Raw genomic sequence first — 17,729 nt, 5'->3', positions numbered from 1 at the left:
CCCCAGCGACCGAGAGGACCCCCGGCGATGAACGGGCTTGGCGGGATCGAGGGCCGGCTGGTCGCCCTCTTCGACAGCGGTGCCGTGTTCTGGCTGGCACTGCTGGTGGCGCTCGGGGTCGGGGCCGCCCACGCGGTCGCCCCCGGACACGGCAAGAGCGTGACCGCGGCGTACCTGGTCGGCACCCGCGGCCGGTACCGGGACGCGCTGCGGCTCGGGCTGATCGTCGCGATCATGCACACCTTCTCGGTGCTGGTACTCGCGGTGGCCTGGGTCGGCGTCAGCGGCCTGGCCGGGTTCGGCACCGAGCGGGTCACCGCCTGGATGCAGGTGCTGGCCGGCCTGGTGGTGATCGGGGTCGGGGTGCACCTCACCTACCGCCACATCAGGGGCGGCGGCCACTCCCACTCGCACGGCCACGGCCACTCGCACGGCCATTCGCACGATCACGGGCACTCGCACGGGCACGGCCACTCGCACGATCACGGGCACGGCCACTCGCATGACCACGGGCACGGGCACGACCACCCGCACTCCCCGGCCGGCCCGGCCGGTGGCCAGGAGGCCGGCCAAGTCGTCGTCGCCGAGCGGGCGGCCGAAGCCCCGGCCACGCCCGCCGAGCCCGCGGCCCCCGCCCCCGCGCCGACCGACCCGTGGTCGCGCCGTGGCCTGGTCGCCCTCGGCCTGTCCGGCGGCCTGCTGCCCTCCCCCTCGGCCTTCCTGGTGCTGGTCAGCGGCCTGCTCACCGGGCGGGCGCTGGACGCCGTCCTGCTCGTCATCGCCTTCGGGGTGGGCATGGCGCTCACCCTCACCGGGGTCGGCGTGATCACCATCCGCGGCTTCGCGCTGCTGTCCGGCCGTACGAGCCGGTGGGCCTGGGCGTCGACGCTGGTGGCCTGGCTGCCCGCGGCCGCCGGGGTGGCGGTCGCGATCGGCGGCTGCCTCTACCTGGTCGCCGCCGCGGGCTCGCTCGCCGGCTGACGACGGAACCCGGGGCACCGGAGGGTGCCCCGGGCCCGCTCAGCCCGGGATGTACTCCATGATCCGGTGGTCGGACCAGGCCCGGCGCCGGGCGCCGGGCGCCGGTGATCATGCCGATCGCGGCGAGGACCGCGGCCCCCGGGTTGAGCTGGGTCAGCGGCGGCAGGGCGGTGGGACCGGCCGTAGTCGCCGGACTGGGACATGCCGCAGATCATGTTCGCGATCCGGCAGGTCTCCCCCGCCGGAGGGACGTCGACCCGGTTCTCGTCGTACGTCCGAACGGGACCGGGACCGCCCGGTCATCCAGGAGCACCCGGTGCGGGAGGTCGTCGCCTGACCCCGGCCGGCGCGCCGGCCGGATCGGCGGCCGCCGCCTCGTGCACCAGCGGCAGCACCCGGTACGGGATCTGGGTCTGCAGCGCGATGGTGCTGGCGGCCCGCTCGATCGCGGCGGTGGCGACCAGCCGGTCGATGACCCGCTGGAGGTCGGCGTTCGACCGGGCGACGACCCGCAGCAGCATGTCGGCGGTGCCGGTGATGGTGTGCGCCTCCAGCACCTCCGGGATGTCCACCAGCAGGCCGGCGACGGCCTCGTGCCCCACCGACTGGGTGATCTCGACGCTGACGAACGCGGTCACCGGATAGCCGAGTGCCGCCGGGTCGACCTCCGGGGCGAAGGAGCGGATCACCCCACGGGCGAGCAGCCGGTCGAGCCGGGCCTGGACCGTGCCCCGGGCCACCCGCAGTTGCCGGGACGCTTCGAGGACCCCGATCCGGGGCTCGCGGCTGAACAGGTCGAGCAGCCGGGCGTCGAGATGGTCGAGTTCCGTACTCACCCGCACCACGATAGTCATCCTGCACAGTGATCCGACGAGGTGGCTTCGCATTCTGTACACCCTGACCAGCACACGGTCGAACTGTTGCACAACACCGGAGGATGCGGTTCGCTCGCCACATCGGCGTACGACGACCAACCCCGGAGGTGGACCGATGACGATCCAGCCGACCCTCACCCCGCAGGAACGCCAGGCCGACCTGGACCTCCAGCAGCTCAAGCAGCTCGTGGGCCTGGTCGAGTACGACGCGAGCGGCGACCCGTTCCCGGTCACCGGCTGGGACGCGGTCGTCTTCGTCGTCGGCAACGCGACCCAGACCGCGCACTTCTACCAGTCGGCGTTCGGGATGGAACTCGTCGCGTACAGCGGACCGGAGACCGGCAACCGCGACCACAAGGCGTACGTCCTCAAGAGCGGCTCGTGCCGGTTCGTGGTCTCCGGTGGGGTCGACCCGGCCAGCCCGCTGCACGACCACCACCGCCGGCACGGCGACGGGGTCAGCGACATCGCGCTGGAGGTGCCCGACGTCGACCGGTGCGTGGCGCACGCCCGCGCGCAGGGGGCGAAGGTGCTGGAGGAACCGCACGACGTCTCCGACGAGCACGGCACGGTGCGGATCGCCGCGATCGGCGCGTACGGCGACACCCGGCACACGCTGGTCGACCGGTCCCGCTACACCGGCGTCTACCTGCCCGGTTACGTCGCCCGGCAGTCCGAGTACGTCCGGCGCGACGGCGCGCCGAAGCGGCTCTTCCAGGCGCTGGACCACGTGGTCGGCAACGTCGAACTCGGCGAGATGGACAACTGGGTCGCCTTCTACAACCGGGTGATGGGCTTCGTCAACATGGCCGAGTTCATCGGCGACGACATCGCCACCGACTACTCGGCGCTGATGAGCAAGGTGGTCGCCAACGGCAACCACCGGGTGAAGTTCCCGCTCAACGAGCCGGCCGTGGCCCGCAAGCGGTCGCAGATCGACGAGTTCCTGGACTTCTACGGCGGACCGGGCGCGCAGCACCTGGCGCTGGCGACCAACGACATCCTCCGCACCGTCGACGCGATGCGGGCCGAGGGCGTGGAGTTCCTGTCGACGCCGGACTCCTACTACGAGGACCCGGCGCTGCGGGCCCGGATCGGGCAGGTCCGGGTGCCGATCGAGGAGCTGAAGAAGCGCGGCATCCTGGTCGACCGGGACGAGGACGGCTACCTGCTGCAGATCTTCACCAAGCCGGTCGGGGACCGGCCGACGGTGTTCTTCGAGCTGATCGAGCGGCACGGCTCGCTCGGGTTCGGCAAGGGCAACTTCAAGGCGCTGTTCGAAGCGATCGAGCGCGAGCAGGAGCGGCGCGGCAATCTCTGACCGGCATCAGGTGTAGGCCGGCCCGTCCGGTGGGTACCTGTACCCGCGCGCCGGGTCGGCTCTCGCTCTGTTCGATCCCCGGCGGCTGGATATGCGTGGACGGGGTTTGAGCGTGGACGGGCGATGAGGGCCTTCGCGGTGATGTCGGCGGACGTGGAGTCGGGGGCGCTTCTGCTCACCCTGCGCGGGCCACTGACGATGCCGGCGGTGGCCGCGTCGTGGTTCGCCCTGCAGCGGTGCCTGGCGCACTTCCCCCGGGCGGTCGTCGTGGACCTGTCGGACGTGGTGATGGTGGGTGCGGTGGCGGCCACGCTGCTGCCGGTGGTGCTGCGTCGCGGCGCCCGGCTACCCGGCGTGTCGGTACTGGCACACGGTGCCACGCCGAGGCTCGCCGGTCGGCTGGCGGCCGGCCGGCACGGGCCCCGGGTGCTCCCGGCCCGGGCGCAGGCGGTCGCGGCGGCCGGCGCGCTGCCCGACGTGCCCGGCGTCCGGCGGACGCACGCCCGGCTCGCCGCGGCGCCGCAGGCCCCCGGCCGGGCCAGGGAGCTGGTCGACGGCGCCTGCCGGAGCTGGGGCCTGGAGCACGTCGTCGACGACGCCAAGCTGATCGTCTCCGAGCTGGTGAGCAACGCCGTCGAGCACGCCGGGACCGATATCGACGTGACCGTACGGTGCCACCGGGGACTGTTGCGGCTGGGGGTGGCCGACCGCAGCGCGGTGGCGCCGGTGCCCGCGACCCGGGACGGCGACGGCCCGGCGGTCGCCGGGCCGGTCGCGTTGCGGGGCCGTGGGCTGCCGATGGTGGCGTCGCAGTCGCGTGCCTGGGGGGTCATCCCCGCCCCGGGCGGCAAGATCGTCTGGGCGGCGCTGCCCACGGCACGCGGATAGCGCGTCGCGTCAGGCGGTCGCGAGCTGGCGGGCCTGCGCGTAGCTGCCGTCGAGTTCGATCCGGGCCAGCGCCCCGACCAGCCAGGCCAGCTTCTCCGACTCCCGGCGCCCGGTCAGGTCGGCCAGGTCCTGTGCCGAACTGCCGAGCCCGAGCCGGCGGGCGGCGGTGAGGGCGTTCCGGTCGGCGAACGGGCCGATCTCCGGCCACAGCACCTGGACGTCGCGGAAGAACAGGTCGACCACGCCGTCGTCGACGCCCGGCAGTTCGCGCAGCAGAGCCCGTTCGGCGGCCGGGTCGCGGCGGGCGGCGGTCCGCAGCCGGCGCGGGTCGCCGCCGTACCGTTCGGCCAGGGCGGCCGCGGTCGCGCCGAGCCGTCGCGCGAGCGTGCCGGCGGCCCGCTGGTCGTACGCGCGCAGCACGGCGGCCCGTTCCCCGTCCGGGCTGGCGGCCATCCGGGCGGCGGTGTTCCAGCCCCGGTCGCGCAGTGCCCGGGCGGCGGCGGTCGCCCGCCGGTGGTCGGCCGATCCGCGCAGGATCTGGGCCAGGCTGAGCAACTGGTAGAGGTTGGCCGGGTTGTTCAGCACTGGGAGGCCGTACTCCTCGGCGAAGCCGCGCCCGCCGTGGCGGACGAGTTGCCGTACGAACCGGCGCCGGTCCGGGATCTGTGCTGCCATACCGGTCGGCTACCCGCGCCACGGCGGCGTAGTCGTGCCGTCCCGGGTGCCCCGCGCCTCCCGCCGGCATAGTCCGGCTGCCGGCGGGAAGGCGCCGGACGGAGGTGCGTGATGCGCGTGATGGACCTGGTGGAGCCCGTCGAGGACACCGAGACCGACCTGATCACGGCGCTGCAACTGGTGCTGGAGAACAGTTGGCGGATGGACGCGTACGCGCGCGAGGCCGACCGGGCCGGCGACGCCGAGCTGGCGGGGTGGCTGCGGGGGGTCCGCGACGACAGCGAGCGGGCCGGCGACCGGGGCAAGGTGCTGCTGGCACACCGGCTGGACCGGGCCGGGCGGTGAGCGTGATGGCGAGTTTCCGACACCGGATCGCCGAGAACCACGCTCGGTGCCCTCTCGACTACCGGCCGACTTAGGTTAACCTAACCCTATGACGGATCGCAGGACGCCTCAGGTCCACCAGGCCACGGTGGTACACACCGAATGGCTCACGCCGCACATGATCCGTGTGGTGTTCGGCGGTCCGGGGCTCGCCGGGTTCAGCGCCGGCACCTACTCCGACCACTACCTGAAGCTGCTGTTCCCGGTCCCGGGGGTCGCCTACCCGGCCCCGTTCGACATCGCGGCGATCCGCCGCGACATGCCGCGCGAGCAGTGGCCGCGGACCCGGACCTACACCGTGCGCCGCTGGGACCCGACGGTCGGCGAGCTGACGGTCGACTTCGTCCACCACGGCGACGTGGGGCTGGCCGGCCCGTGGGCGGCCGCCGCCCGGCCGGGTGACGAGATCATGTTCCTCGGCCCCGGTGGCGCGTACGCCCCGGCCGATGACGCCGACTGGCACCTGCTGGCCGGCGACGAGAGTGCCCTGCCGGCCATCGCCGCGTCGGTCGAGCGGCTGCCCGCGGGAGCCCTGGCGAAGGTGTTCATCGAGGTGTCCGGGCCGGACGAGGAGCAGAAGCTCTCCACGTACGGGCGGGCCGAGGTGGTGTGGCTGCACCGGGGTGACCGGCCGGTCGGCGCGGCGCTGGTCGAGGCGGTCCGGGCGCTGGAGTTCCCGCCCGGGACCCTGCAGGCGTTCGTGCACGGCGAGGCGCACTTCGTGAAGGAGCTGCGCCGGTTCCTGCGGGTCGAGCACGGCGTGACCAGGGAGCGGTTGTCGATCTCGGGCTACTGGCGGCTCGGGGCCGACGAGGACGGCTGGCAGTCGTCGAAGGCGGACTGGAACCGCCGGGTGGAAGAGGAAGAGGCCGCCGCGGTCGGCTGACCGCCGGGCGCGACGCCCTCATCCACCGCCACCGGCGGGGTTGCGCGAACGGCGGGTGCCGCGGGCGTCCGTACGCCCGCGGCACCCGCCGGGTGGGATCAGAACGCGGCCAGCACCGAGCCCTGGTACTTGTCGGCGATGAACTGCTTGACCTGCGCGGAGTGCAGCAGCTTCTCCAGCTTCACGATCCGCTCGTCGGTCTCGTCGCCGGCCCGCACCACGACCAGGTTCGCGAACGGGTTGTTCTCGCCGCTCTCCAGCGCCAGCGCGTCGGTGGCCGGGTTGAGCCCGGTCGCGATCGCGTAGTTGCCGTTGATGACCGAGATCGCGGTGTCGTCGAGGCTGCGCGGCAGTTGCGCGGCCTCCAGCGCCTCGAACTTGAGGTTCTTCGGGTTGGTGACGATGTCGGCCTCGGTGGCCTTGACGCCGACGCCGTCCTTGAGGGTGAGCAGGCCGTTCACGGCCAGCAGGTTCAGCGCCCGGCCGGAGTTCGCCGGGTCGTTCGGGATGGCGACCACGCCGCCGTCGGGCACCTCGGCCAGGCTCTTGACCTTCTTGGAGTAGACGCCGAGCGGCTCGATGTGCACCGGGGCCAGGGCGGTGAAGTCGTACCCCTTGGCCGCCTTCTCCTCGTCGAGGTACGGGATGTGCTGGAAGTAGTTGGCGTCGAGCTGCTCGTCGCGCAGGGCCACGTTGGGCTGGATGTAGTCGTTGAACTCGACGATCTCCAGCTCGAGCCCTTCGGCGGCGGCCAGGTTGTCCTGGACGTACTTGAGGATCTCGCCGTGCGGCACCGGGCTGACGCCAACCTTCAGCGGGCCGGTCCCGGCCGCGCCGTCGCCGGAGTCGGAGCCGCAGGCGGCCGCACCCAGGACGAGGGTGGCCGCGGTGAGCAGGGTGAGGACGGTGCGTCGCACGGGAAAGGCCTTTCTTTCGGTTCGCCGGTGGCTTCTCCACCGGTTGGCGAGCAATGCGGGAATGCGGTCAGCGGTGGGACAGGCGGCGGGCGACCCAGTCGCCGAAGCTCTGGGTCAGCTGCACGAAGACGACGAGCAGCACGACGGTGGCGATCATGACCTCCGTCTCGAAGCGCTGGTAGCCGTAGCGGATGGCCAGGTCGCCGAGGCCGCCGCCACCGACCGCGCCGGCCATCGCGGAATAGCCCACGAGGGCGACCAGGGTGATGGTGAGACCGGCGACCAGGCCCGGCCGGGCCTCCCGGAGCAGGACCTTGACCACGATCGCGGTCCGCGACGCGCCCATGGCACGGGCGGCGGCGACCACGCCGGGGTCGACCTCGCGGATCGCGGTCTCGACGATCCGGGCGTAGAACGGGATCGCGCCGATGGTCAGCGGCACGATCGCCGCGGTGGTGCCGATGGTGGTCCCGACCACCGCCCGGGTGAACGGGATCACGGCGACCAGCAGGATGATGAACGGCAGCGAGCGGCCGATGTTGACGACCAGGCCGAGCAGGGCGTTGACCGGCCGGGCGGCGAGCAGCCCGCCCCGGTCGGTCAGCACCAGCAGCACGCCGATCAGCAGCCCGCCGACCGCGGTGACGGCGGTCGACACGCCGACCATGTAGGCGGTCTCCTTGCTGCCCTCCCACAGCAGGGGCAGCATGTCTTCCCAGGTCATCGGGGGTCCTCCACGAGAATGCCGGCGCCGCCCAGGTATTCGCGGGGCCCGTCGGTGGCCGCCGCCGCTCCGGACAGCGCCAGCCGCAGCCGGCCGGCGCGGGTGCCGGCGAGGCTCTCCACTCCCCCGGCGACGATGCGTACGTCGAGGTCGAAGCGGCGGGCGAGGTCGGAGACGAAGGTGCCGTCGGCGGCGGCGCCGACCACGGTGACGTCGAGCAGGGTCGCGCCCTTCAGCGGTGGGGGCGGGCCGAGCGGGAAGATCCCCCGGGTGAGTTCGGCGCCGGGGCGCAGCAGCAGGTCGGCGACCCGGCCGCTCTCGGTGATCCGGCCGTCGTGCATGACCGCGGCGGAGTCGCAGATCCGCTTGACCACCTCCATCTCGTGGGTGATCAGCAGGACGGTCAGCCCGAGCCGCTGGCTGAGGTCGCGCAGCAGGTCGAGGATCGAGCCGGTGGTCTCCGGGTCGAGCGCGGAGGTGGCCTCGTCGGAGAGCAGCACGGTGGGCCGGCCGGCGAGCGCCCGGGCGATGCCGACCCGCTGCTTCTGGCCGCCGGAGAGCTGGGCCGGGTAGGCGCCGGCCCGGTTGGCGAGGCCGACGAGGTCGAGCAGTTCGCGGACGCGTTCGGCCCGTTCGGTCCGGGACACCCCCATGATCTCCAGCGGGAACGCGACGTTGCCGGCGGCGGTGCGCGACCCGAGCAGCGCGAAGTGCTGGTGGATCATGCCGATCCGCTGCCGGGCCCGGCGCAGCCCGTCCTCGCGCAGGCCGCCGAGGTCGACGCCGTCCACGACGACCCGCCCGGCGTCGGGGCGCTCGAGCATGTTGACGCAGCGCAGCAGGGTGCTCTTGCCGGCACCGCTGCGGCCGAGGACGCCGTACACCTCGCCCTTGGCGACGGTCAGGTCGACGCCGTCGACCGCGGCTACCTCGGTGCGGCGGGTCCGGTAGACCTTGCGCAGACCGGTTATCTGGATCACGGAGGGGGTTTCCTGTCGCGGGGCATGGCTCGGCACCGCAGACGAAGCGGGCGCCCGGACGGGACGCCCGCCGGCCGGCGGTGCGCGATGGGTTTGTGCGGATGGTGGTGTCGACCGGACCGCTGTCAGCGGGCGGCGGACCCGGGACGGGGTCCAGCCGTCAGGCGGCCCCGTGCGGGGACCGGGTAGGCGGCGGGCACGCCGGTCCGGCCGGCGGGCACGCCGGCGGTGTCACTGGCAACAGCGCGCCGTGGAGACCAACCCGTAGTCGACCACCCGGCGCCTGGTCAGGTCAGCCGCACCCTTCATGCGCCCCACTATTCAGGTAGGAATACCCAAAGGAAAATCCGGTCCCAGAGAATGGGACAGCGCAGCTCAGCCGCCACAGACGAAGCGGGGCTCGGCGTCGTAACGCCAACTGAACTTCTCCCGCTTGAGTTCCTTGCCGTCCTTGCGGAAGATCCGCCAGGCGTCCTGGGTGAAACCGTCGATGCCGTTGGTGGCGATGCACGACGGTCCGGGTTCCAGGTGGACCACCCGCGGCTTGGTGATGTTGCGCCGGGGCCCCCACTCGGTCTTCACGCTGTCGTAGATCTTCGTGCTCCAGATCGACACCGTGATCGAGTCGCTCGTCCACGACGTGTCGATCAACACCCCGTACGGGGTGTCGTTGCGGAACTTGAAGTCCAGGTTCGGGTAGAAGATCGTCGACTCGATCACCGGCGGGTAACGGCTGAACCAGTACGAGTGCGGCTTGTGCTCGACGTCTTCCAGCCCGGCGTAGTAGGTCGCGTTGAACAGGGTGGTCGTGAACTGCGACGTACCGCCGCCGACCCCCGGCACCAGCTTGCCGTCCATGATCACCGGCGCGTCCTTGTAGCCCTGCGCGTAGCTGCGCTCCCCGGTGTGCCCGTTGAGCGAGAAGGTCTCCCCCGGCTGCACGATCGTCCCGTCGACGTCCCTGGCGATCGTCACGATGTTGTTGCTGCGCGGTGCCGACAGCCCGCCGGTGAAGTTGGTGGTGAACGTGGAGACCCGCTCCCTGATCCCCAGCGCCGCCGCCTGCTCGTCGGTCATCGCCGGCCGCGCCGCCGTCAGCGTCCCGGCCACCCGCCGGTCGGCCGTACGGGGCAGCACGGCGAGCAGGTCGCGGCCCAGGGCGGCGGTGTCGAGTCGCTGCCCGTCGGTGCCGGGCACCACCTTCGGCTTCCCGCCGTCGAGGACGACCGTCGCGTCCTTCGGCGCCACCTCCACCTCGCGCAGCCCGGTGCCGAGCGCCGACCGCAACGCCTTCTCGTCGACGCGCGGCTCGATGCGGCCGCTGTCGTCGGCGGCGAACACGAGACTCTTGGCGATCGCGGCCGGCGGCACCGGCAGGTCGCCACGGTCCGTGGTGACCGTGACCGGTCCGCTCACCGCGGGCCTGGCCAGTTCGGCGAGCAGCCGGTCGACGTCGGCGGTGGTGGTGGCCGGGTGCACGTCGAGCAGCGGCACGGTCACCTCGCGGGCGTCCGGCCAGCCGGCGCGCAGCGCCCCGGCGGCCGTCGCGGGGTCGAGGACCCGGCCGGACTCCGGGTAGACCGGGCGGGGCGTGGTGCCGTCGTACGTGATGGCGGGCGCCACCACCGGCTGCCCGACGTCGCCGACCGCCGCCCGCAACGCCGCGTCGAGCCGGCCCTGGTCGACGGCCACGACCGGGTCGACGGTGGGCGAGCCGAACAGGCGCGCGAACACCCCGGGCCGGGCGTCGGCGGCGGCGGCGACGGTGGCGTCCACGTCGACGGCCAGCCCGACGGCCGACGGGTCCACCCGCGCCGTCCGGTCCTCGACACGTACGGTGACCGGCGCCGCCAGGTCGGCGGACCGCCGGGCGAGTTCGGCGCGCAGCGCCTCGCCGGCCGCCGCCCGGTCGAGCCCGCCCAGGTCGACACCGAGGACGGTCACCCCGCGCGGCACCTCACCGGTGTAGGCGTAGCCGACGGCGGCCCCGGCCGGCAGCAGCACCGCCGCGGCGACGGCCGCCGCGACCAGCGCCCGGCGGCGTGTCGGCCGCTTCGCGTCCGGCGGGCTGGTGGATACGTCGGTACGCCGCACGTCGTCGGGCTGCACGTGGAAAACCTCGCAGGCGGTGGTCTGAAATGTCGGAACGCCGAGTGAGGATCATATTGGGCGCCCGGACACGCCGGGACCGCCACCACGTACGGGTGACGGTCCCGGCGGTCGGATCGGCCGGATCAGCCGGGTCGGCCGGTCGGCCGGGCCGGTCAGGTCGCCGGGCCGGCCGGATCAGCCGGCCAGCAGGTCGGCGCAGTCGGTCTCGTCGGGCAGCAACGGGCGCAGGTGGACCGTGAAGCTCTTGCCCTCCGAGGTCCACGGGGTGGCCGAGGTCGCCGTACCGGCCGCCGACAGGACCTTCGTGGCGGCCTCGCCGTCGGCGCTCACGCAACCGACCTCCAGGCCGGGGCCGACCGGCTTGCCGGGCAGCGCCGGGCCGGGCCAGGCGACCTCCGGCGGGGCGGGCAGGGCCGGGTCGCCGGCCACCCACGGCTCGGCGATCGCGGCGACAGCGGTCGGCACGTACGGCTGGGGCGCGCCGACCGCGCCGGCACCGAGCGTGCCGGACAGGTCGTTCAGCGACGCCACGAACTCCTTGACCTTGGCGCGGGCGTCGACCTGCGTGGCGTTCAGCCCGGCGCCGTCCTCGGGCGTCTCCTCGAGCGCGTAGACCTCGAGCACCTTCTCGCCGTCACTGGTCGTGACGGTGATCCGGGTCGAGGCGGCGTCGGCGACCGGCGGCTGGCCGAAGTCGGTGGCCTGGCCCACCCCGGCGGCCAGGGCCCGCTCGATCAGGGCGTCGACGTCGTTGGCGTTGATCGTCTGCACCTGGAGATTGGGCAGCGCGGGGCCGGGATAGACCATGACCTGCGGGCCCTGGGTGATGACCCGGCCGTCGCCGTAGACGGCGATCAGCGGTAGCCGGGCGGCGATCATGCCCGGGGTGCTGAAGCCCCCGGTGTAGTCGACCCGGATGGCGGCCACGTCGGACTCCAGGGACACCGGGCCGGGGTCGGGACCGCCGGCGTCGTTGCCACCTTGGGCGCAGGCGGCGGCGGTCAGCAAAAGTACGGACAGGGTTGCGGTGGCACGAATGCGGCGAAAGATAGTCACCCCACTGTGACGGTGCCGGTCCCCGTCCGGTTCCCGCTGTCATGGGCGGCAACCGGACGGGTGAACCGGCGCAGGTCAGCGCAGGGCGTACTCCTTGTCGGCCGTCCCGATCTCGTCGGACTCCTGCAGACCGGCGGCCTGCTGGAGCCTGCGCAACGGTCCGGGCGCCCACCAGACGGCGTCGCCGAGCAGGCGCATGACCGCCGGTACGAGCAGCATCCGGACCACGGTCGCGTCGAGCACGAGCGCGATGATCATTCCGACGCCGATGAACCGCATCATGGCGACGGTGGCGAACGCGAACGCCCCGGTCACCACCACCAGCAGCAGCGCGGCGGCGCTGATCACCCGTCCGGTGCGGACCAGGCCGGTGGTGACCGCCTCGACGGTGCTGACCCCCTTGGCGCGGGCCTCGACCATCCGCGACAGCAGGAACACCTCGTAGTCGGTGGACAGGCCGAACACCACCGCCGCCATGAGGACCACGATGCCGACCTCCAGCGGTGCCGGGGTCACCCGCAGCCAGCTCTCGCCGTGCCCCTCCTGGAAGAGCCAGACCAGGATGCCGAACGTCGCCGACAGGCTGAGCACGCTCATCAGGATGGCCTTGATCGGCAGCAGGATCGAGCCGAAGGCGAGGAACATCAGCACGAAGGTGGCACCGGCGAGCAGGCCCGCCATCAGCGGCAGCTTGGCGATGGTGGCGTCGAGGCTGTCGACGTTGCGGGCGGTGGTGCCGCCGACCAGCAGGTCGGTGCCGGCGGGCGGGGTCAGCGCGCGGATGTCGGCGACGGTGTCCCGGGCGGTGTCGCTGAGCGGGTCGCGGTCGGCCAGCGTCGCCGTCAGCACCACGAGGTCGCCGCCGGCGCCACCGGGGTTGACCGCCTCGACGCCCGGGACGGCGCCGACCCGGCCGGCGAACGCCTGCGTCGCGGCCTGGTCGGGGGCGGTGCCGCCGGTGCCGCGCAGCACCACCTGTACGCCGTTGCCGCTCATCGCCGGGAATTCGGTCTTCAGCGTCTCGATCGCCTGCCGGGCCGGGTCGCTGGCCGGCAGCACCCGCTCGTCGACCTCGCCGAACCGGACCTGGCCGATCGGCAGCGCGAGCAGCACCAGGACGGCGAGGATCGGGGCGGCGACCAGGATCGGGCGGCGCATGACGACGGCGGCCAGCCGGGCCCAGCCGCCTCCGCCGGCCGCCGCCCGGCGCCGGGGCAGCCGTACGGCGAGCTTGTCGACGCGCGGTCCGAGGATGCCCAGCAGGGCGGGCAGCAGGGTCAGCGAGACGACCGCGGCGAGCGCGACGGCCGCCATGCCGCCGTACGACAGCGACTTGAGGAAGCCCTGCGGGAAGAGCAGCAGGCCGGCGAGCGCGATGATCAGCAGGGTCGCGGAGAACATCACGGTACGGCCGGCGGTGGCCACGGTGTGCCGTACGGCGACCTCGGGCGAGCGGCCGGCGGCCATCTCCTCGCGGAACCGCCCGACCATGAACAGGCCGTAGTCGATCGCCATGCCGAGGCCGAGCAGGCTGGCGACGTTGACCGCGAACGAGTTGACCTCGGTGGCCAGGGCCACGACGTGCAGGATGCCGAGCGAGCCGAGCACGGCCAGGCCGCCGACCAGCACCGGCAGCGAGGCGGCGACCAGCGAGCCGAAGATCAGGACGAGCAGGATCAGCACGATCGGCAGCGAGACGAGTTCGGCGCGGGTGAGGTCGGTCTTGGACCGGTTGGAGGTCGAGTCCTGCAACGGCCCGCTGCCGGCGATCTGCGTCCTGGCCCCGTCGACGGCCAGTTCGTCCTTGATGGCCCGGTAGGACTCGAGCTTGGCGTTCTCGTCGTCGCCGGCGAGCGTGATGACGGCCAGTGCGCTGGTCTTGTCGGGGGTGGCCAGCTGCGGAGCGCCGGTCTGCCAGTAGCTGCTGACGTCGAGCACCGCCGAGTCGGGCAGCGCGTCGAGCCGGGCGGTCACCCGCTGGGCCAGGCCGGGGTCGTCGACGGTGCCGGACTCCGGGGTGTAGATGGCCACGACGTCGCCGCCCTGCGGGCCGAGCGCCGACTCGACCGCGGCGGCGGCCTTGGCCGACTCGCTGCCCGGGTCGATGTAGCCGCCCTCGGTGAGCTGGTTGAAGACCCCGAGCCCCCAGATGCCGGACCCGACGACCACCACGGCGACGACCGCGAGGACGGTCCAGCGCAGGCGGTAGGTGAATGATCCCCAGGAAGCGAACACGACCCGTCCCCCGGTCACGATGAGAGTGCGATGGCACGGACTGCCTAAAGTGAATGCCGTTCACCGCGAACGCTAGGTCGCGGCCGCCGCCGTCGGCTACCCGGATCCCCGGTTGATAACCAACGTCACAGCACACCGGCGGTCGGCAGGGCGCCGCCACGCCCCCTCGATGTGCTAGGAGTGCCGGGCCCGCACGACCGCCCGTACGGTCAGCAACGCCACCACCATGACGATCTGGCCGCCGAGGATCACCTTGTTCAGGTCGAGCGCCGGATGCCAGCGGACCCGGCCGTCCCGCAGCACGAACACCCCGATCGGGCGCGCCGACAACCGCATCCCGGCGCCCGAGCCACCGCCCGCGTGCGCCGCCGGTCCGCCCCCCGACCCGTTGCCCTGCTTGGCCTGACCGGCGGCCGCGGGATCGGCGTTGCCGCCGCCACCGCCTCCACCCCCGTGCCCCTTGACCCGGGCCACCGGGATCACGGTGACGTCACCGCGGGTGACCGGCTCACCGAACACCGTGCCCGCCGTCGTCTCACCGACCGCCCGCTTGACCAGGTCCAGGACGGCCACGCCCATCGCGTTCGTCATCTCACCACCCCCTGCGGCCATCGTGGCCCAGCCGGCGAAGATCAGGCGGCCGAACCGGCGGCATCGCCGCGCCGGGCCGGGACGTCCGCCCGACCCGCGAATCGCTGGTACGGGGCTGGAACCGCCGCTGTCGGGTTGGCATCAAAGTGGGAGTCCAACCGACGGATCATGACCTAGCGTTGCCGTCAACACAGAGCGGGAACCGAAAAAGGAGAAAGTGAAATGTCCGAGGTCTTCATGGAGGACGTCAACGGTGACGGCGTCGAGGACATCGTCGCGTACGAGCAGTTGCCGGACGGCGGGATCATCGCCGGTGCCGACACCGACGGTGACGGCCTGATCGACGTCATGACCTACGACCAGGACGGCGACGGCGTCGCCGAGCAGGTCTGGGAAGAGGGCGTCGGCACCTACGACGTCGCGCCGACCGAGCCGACCACCGAGGCCGCCCCGGACTACACGGCGGACTACTCGTCGGACAGCGCGCCGGTGGAGTCCGGCGGGTACTACGACGCCGCCGCGGTCTCGGACATGCTGGCCACCCAGCACGAGGCCTCGATGTCGATCATCAACAACATCTGATCCACCCCATACCGCCACGGGCGCGGCACCGGTTCGGTGCCGCGCCCGTGCGCTGTGCGGGGGTCGGTGCCCCGCCGGTTTCCGGCGTCAGCGGTGCGCGGCCAGCGCCTCGCCGGCCATCGTCACCGCGCCCAGCAGCGCCGCGTCGTCGGCGAACGTCGACAGGACCACGTCCGGCCGGTGCGGCAGCACCGCGGTCAGCCGTTCGGCGAGCAGTTCACGGACCAGGTCGTTGCGGGCCACTCCCCCGACCAGCACGACCCGCCGCGGGTCGACCAGCAGGCAGCAGGTGGCCAGGTGGCGGGCCAGCTCGTCGACCCGGGCGAGCAGCGCGACCCGGGCCGGCCCCGGCCGCTCGGCGTGCCGGCACAACTCCTCGGCCCCGCCGGTCAGCCCGAGATCGGCGGCGAGCAGATCGAGGGCCCGGCCGGAGAAGACCGCCTCCAGCATCACGTCGTGCGGGTCGGCGGGCCAGTCGGCGCCGGTGACGGCGTACGCGATCTCGCCCGCCGCGCCCCGGTGCCCGGCGACCACGGTCCCGGCGACGGTCAGCGCCGTCGCGACGCCGGTGCCCAGGCCGACCACGAGCCCGGGGTCGGCGTCGCGCAGCGCGCCGAGGCGCAACTCGGCCAGGGCGGCGGCGTTGAGGTCGTTGCCGACCTCGACCAGGGATACCGGCAGCGCGGCGCGGACCGCGTCGGCCAGCCGCAGCCGCTCCCAGCCCGGCACGTTCGGGGCCAGGTCGATGCCGTCGTCACGGACCACGCCGGGCGACGCGATCCCGGCCGCGGCCAGCGAGCCGCCGACGTCCGAGACGAGCCGGCCGGCCAGCTCCAGCGCCCGGTCCAGCGCCTGCGCGGCGCCCCGCCCGGCATGCGTCGGCACCCGCTGGGAGCGCAGGATCCGGCCCTGGGCGTCGGCGACCGCGACCGCCATCTTGGTGCCGCCGAAGTCGATGCCGAGCAGCCGCCGCGCGTCGGGGCGCACCGGCTCCGGCCGGCTGTCGACGACCGGGCCACTGTGGACGGTCACCGGCCCACCCGTCCGGCCACGGCCGCGTCCAGCGCCTCGTCGGCCCGGGCCAGCCGCTCCCGCAGCCCGGCCACCCGCGCCGACACGCCGTCGAGCGTCGTACGGACCACGGCCACCTGGGCACGTACGGCGGCGACACCGGGACCGTCGGCCTGGGCCCGGTCGAGGACCAGTTCGGGGCGTACGGCGGCGGCGATCAGGTCGGCGACCGCGCCGTCATCCAGCGGTTCCGGCACCCCGACGTCGGCCGCCGCCGCCCGCACCTGCTCCGGGGTCCAGGTGTCCGGGCCACCGCCGCGGATCAGCCGGCCCACCACCGAGTGCGCGGCCCGGAACGGCACCCCGTGCCGGGTGAGCGCGTCCGCGGCGGCCGTGGTCGTCGCGCCCGAGGCGACGATCTCCGCCGGTGCCGGCGGCTCCAGCGGAGTCAGCTCGGCCAGGAAGCCGCCGAGCAGGGCGAAGAACCGCTCGGTGCGGTCGTCGCTGTCCCACAGCCGGGTCTGCACGTCGGTGGTCGCGTTGTTGGAGTCCTCCCACCAGGCGGCGCCGACGTTGTTGAGCACCGACGCGGCGTCGCCCGCCGCGGCACCGGCCATCGACACCAGGTGTTCCAGCACCACCGGGTTGCGCTTCTGCGGCATGATGCTGCTGCCCTGGGTGAAGCCCTCCGGGGTGTTCACCCAGCGCCAGCTCAGCCAGTCCATCAACGTACGGGCCAGCCGGGCCCCGGTCGCCAGCGCCTGCGCGTTGAGGGTGGCGACCCGCACCAGGTGGTCGGCGCCGGCCACCGCCTCGTACGAGTTGGTCACCAGCCCGTCGAAACCGAGCAGCTCGGCGAGCCGGGGCGGGTCGATCGGCAGGTCGGTGCCGGCGAACGCGCACGAGCCCAGCGGCGAGCGGTTCATCTGGTCGAGCAGGTCGGCGTAGGCGACCGCCTGGCCGGCCAGCGCCTCGGCGTACCCGGCCAGCGCGTGCCCGATCGTGGTCGGCTGCGCCGGCCGGCGGTGCGTGTAGCCGGTGATCACCACGTCGGCGTAGCGGTCGGCGCGCTCCAGCGCCGTCACCCCGGTGGCCAGCAGCCGGTCGACGACCCGCAGCAACTGCTCCCGCAGCACCATCCGGAACACCCCGGCGTCCAGGTCGTTGCGGCTGCGGGCCATCTGCACGTCGAGCTGTGACGTCGGGATACCGCAGGCGGCGGCCAGCCGCTTCTCCACGGTGAAGTAGACGTCCTCGACACTGCCGTCGAACACCAGCGGCTCCCCGCCGTCGCCGCGCAGCTCCCCGAGGCCGCGCAACAGCAGGGCCGCCCGGTCCGCCGGGATCAGCTCCCGCTCGGCGAGCATGACCACGTGCGCCTGGCTGGCCCGCACCATCGGACCGAAGAGGTGACTCGCGTGGTGCTCGAACGCGACACGCAGATGGTGCTGCTGGTAGGTGTTGAGGCTCATGACAATCCCTCGTTCGTCGCGCCGGGCGGACCCGGCGGT

Annotated in this window: 17 protein-coding genes; 6 read left to right on the top strand and 11 right to left on the bottom strand. The window is 73.3% G+C overall.

The features are described 5' to 3' along the window. Positions 1–27: 27 nt before the first annotated feature. Entirely contained in the window at positions 28–981 is a 954-nt protein-coding gene (locus AB0M79_RS24575) for a hypothetical protein (protein ID WP_364217737.1), read from the top strand. Positions 982–1,280: 299 nt separating this feature from the next. Here the strand turns inward: AB0M79_RS24575 and AB0M79_RS24570 are convergent, their stop codons facing one another. Beyond that, entirely contained in the window at positions 1,281–1,835 is a 555-nt protein-coding gene (locus AB0M79_RS24570) for an Lrp/AsnC family transcriptional regulator (RefSeq protein ID WP_364217735.1), read from the bottom strand. Between the two features lie 136 nt (positions 1,836–1,971). Here AB0M79_RS24570 and hppD point away from each other — a divergent pair, with 136 nt between their 5' ends. Then, on the top strand, positions 1,972–3,177 hold the full coding sequence (hppD, locus tag AB0M79_RS24565) for a 4-hydroxyphenylpyruvate dioxygenase (RefSeq protein WP_357534805.1): 1,206 nt from the start codon (positions 1,972–1,974) through the stop codon (positions 3,175–3,177). 123 nt (positions 3,178–3,300) lie between these two features. Then, entirely contained in the window at positions 3,301–4,065 is a 765-nt protein-coding gene (locus AB0M79_RS24560; protein ID WP_364217733.1) for an ATP-binding protein, read from the top strand. 9 nt (positions 4,066–4,074) lie between these two features. Here AB0M79_RS24560 and AB0M79_RS24555 read toward each other — a convergent pair whose 3' ends face one another. After that, complete coding sequence (locus AB0M79_RS24555) at positions 4,075–4,740, bottom strand: hypothetical protein (protein WP_364217731.1); 666 nt, start codon at positions 4,738–4,740, stop codon at positions 4,075–4,077. 111 nt (positions 4,741–4,851) lie between these two features. On the opposite strand from AB0M79_RS24555, the gene AB0M79_RS24550 reads away from it, so the two are divergent. Further along, positions 4,852–5,085, top strand: coding sequence for a hypothetical protein (locus AB0M79_RS24550; protein WP_364217729.1), 234 nt, complete (start codon positions 4,852–4,854; stop codon positions 5,083–5,085). An 88-nt stretch (positions 5,086–5,173) separates the two neighbouring features. After that, positions 5,174–6,010 carry a siderophore-interacting protein gene (locus tag AB0M79_RS24545; protein ID WP_364217727.1) on the top strand — a complete coding sequence of 279 codons (837 nt, stop codon included), beginning with the start codon at positions 5,174–5,176 and terminating at the stop codon, positions 6,008–6,010. A 98-nt stretch (positions 6,011–6,108) separates the two neighbouring features. Here AB0M79_RS24545 and AB0M79_RS24540 read toward each other — a convergent pair whose 3' ends face one another. From AB0M79_RS24540 to AB0M79_RS24510, 7 genes are all read right to left on the bottom strand, one after another. Then, positions 6,109–6,927 (bottom strand): MetQ/NlpA family ABC transporter substrate-binding protein, encoded by an 819-nt coding sequence (locus tag AB0M79_RS24540; RefSeq protein WP_357534798.1) that lies wholly within the window; start codon positions 6,925–6,927, stop codon positions 6,109–6,111. A gap of 67 nt (positions 6,928–6,994) precedes the next feature. After that, positions 6,995–7,651, bottom strand: coding sequence for a methionine ABC transporter permease (locus AB0M79_RS24535; protein WP_364217725.1), 657 nt, complete (start codon positions 7,649–7,651; stop codon positions 6,995–6,997). Beyond that, the gene (locus AB0M79_RS24530; protein ID WP_364217723.1) at positions 7,648–8,631 is read right to left on the bottom strand and encodes an ATP-binding cassette domain-containing protein; all 984 of its coding nucleotides are present in this window, start codon (positions 8,629–8,631) and stop codon (positions 7,648–7,650) included. Before AB0M79_RS24530 ends, AB0M79_RS24535 begins: the two co-directional genes overlap by 4 nt. 375 nt (positions 8,632–9,006) lie before the next feature. Further along, the gene (locus AB0M79_RS24525) at positions 9,007–10,740 is read right to left on the bottom strand and encodes a VanW family protein (protein ID WP_364217721.1); all 1,734 of its coding nucleotides are present in this window, start codon (positions 10,738–10,740) and stop codon (positions 9,007–9,009) included. Positions 10,741–10,917: 177 nt separating this feature from the next. Continuing rightward, positions 10,918–11,799, bottom strand: a complete 882-nt coding sequence (locus AB0M79_RS24520) for a hypothetical protein (protein ID WP_364217719.1) — start codon at positions 11,797–11,799, stop codon at positions 10,918–10,920. 75 nt (positions 11,800–11,874) lie between these two features. Next, positions 11,875–14,034, bottom strand: a complete 2,160-nt coding sequence (locus AB0M79_RS24515; protein WP_364217717.1) for an MMPL family transporter — start codon at positions 14,032–14,034, stop codon at positions 11,875–11,877. A 174-nt stretch (positions 14,035–14,208) separates the two neighbouring features. Further along, positions 14,209–14,625 (bottom strand): sporulation protein, encoded by a 417-nt coding sequence (locus tag AB0M79_RS24510; protein WP_357534788.1) that lies wholly within the window; start codon positions 14,623–14,625, stop codon positions 14,209–14,211. Between the two features lie 222 nt (positions 14,626–14,847). Between AB0M79_RS24510 and AB0M79_RS24505 the strand changes: the two genes are divergently transcribed. After that, positions 14,848–15,207 (top strand): hypothetical protein, encoded by a 360-nt coding sequence (locus tag AB0M79_RS24505; protein ID WP_357534786.1) that lies wholly within the window; start codon positions 14,848–14,850, stop codon positions 15,205–15,207. 87 nt (positions 15,208–15,294) lie between these two features. Here the strand turns inward: AB0M79_RS24505 and AB0M79_RS24500 are convergent, their stop codons facing one another. Beyond that, positions 15,295–16,239: an ROK family protein gene (locus AB0M79_RS24500; protein ID WP_364217715.1), complete on the bottom strand. Its 945-nt coding sequence runs from the start codon at positions 16,237–16,239 to the stop codon at positions 15,295–15,297. Beyond that, positions 16,236–17,690 (bottom strand): lyase family protein, encoded by a 1,455-nt coding sequence (locus AB0M79_RS24495; RefSeq protein WP_364217713.1) that lies wholly within the window; start codon positions 17,688–17,690, stop codon positions 16,236–16,238. Before AB0M79_RS24495 ends, AB0M79_RS24500 begins: the two co-directional genes overlap by 4 nt. Between the last annotated feature and the right edge of the window lie 39 nt (positions 17,691–17,729).

The organism is Polymorphospora sp. NPDC051019, assembly GCF_040683055.1.
GTDB lineage: Bacteria > Actinomycetota > Actinomycetes > Mycobacteriales > Micromonosporaceae > Polymorphospora > Polymorphospora lycopeni.
The sequence above is the reverse complement of the archived record's forward strand: the minus strand, read 5'-3'. Positions and strand labels throughout refer to the sequence as shown.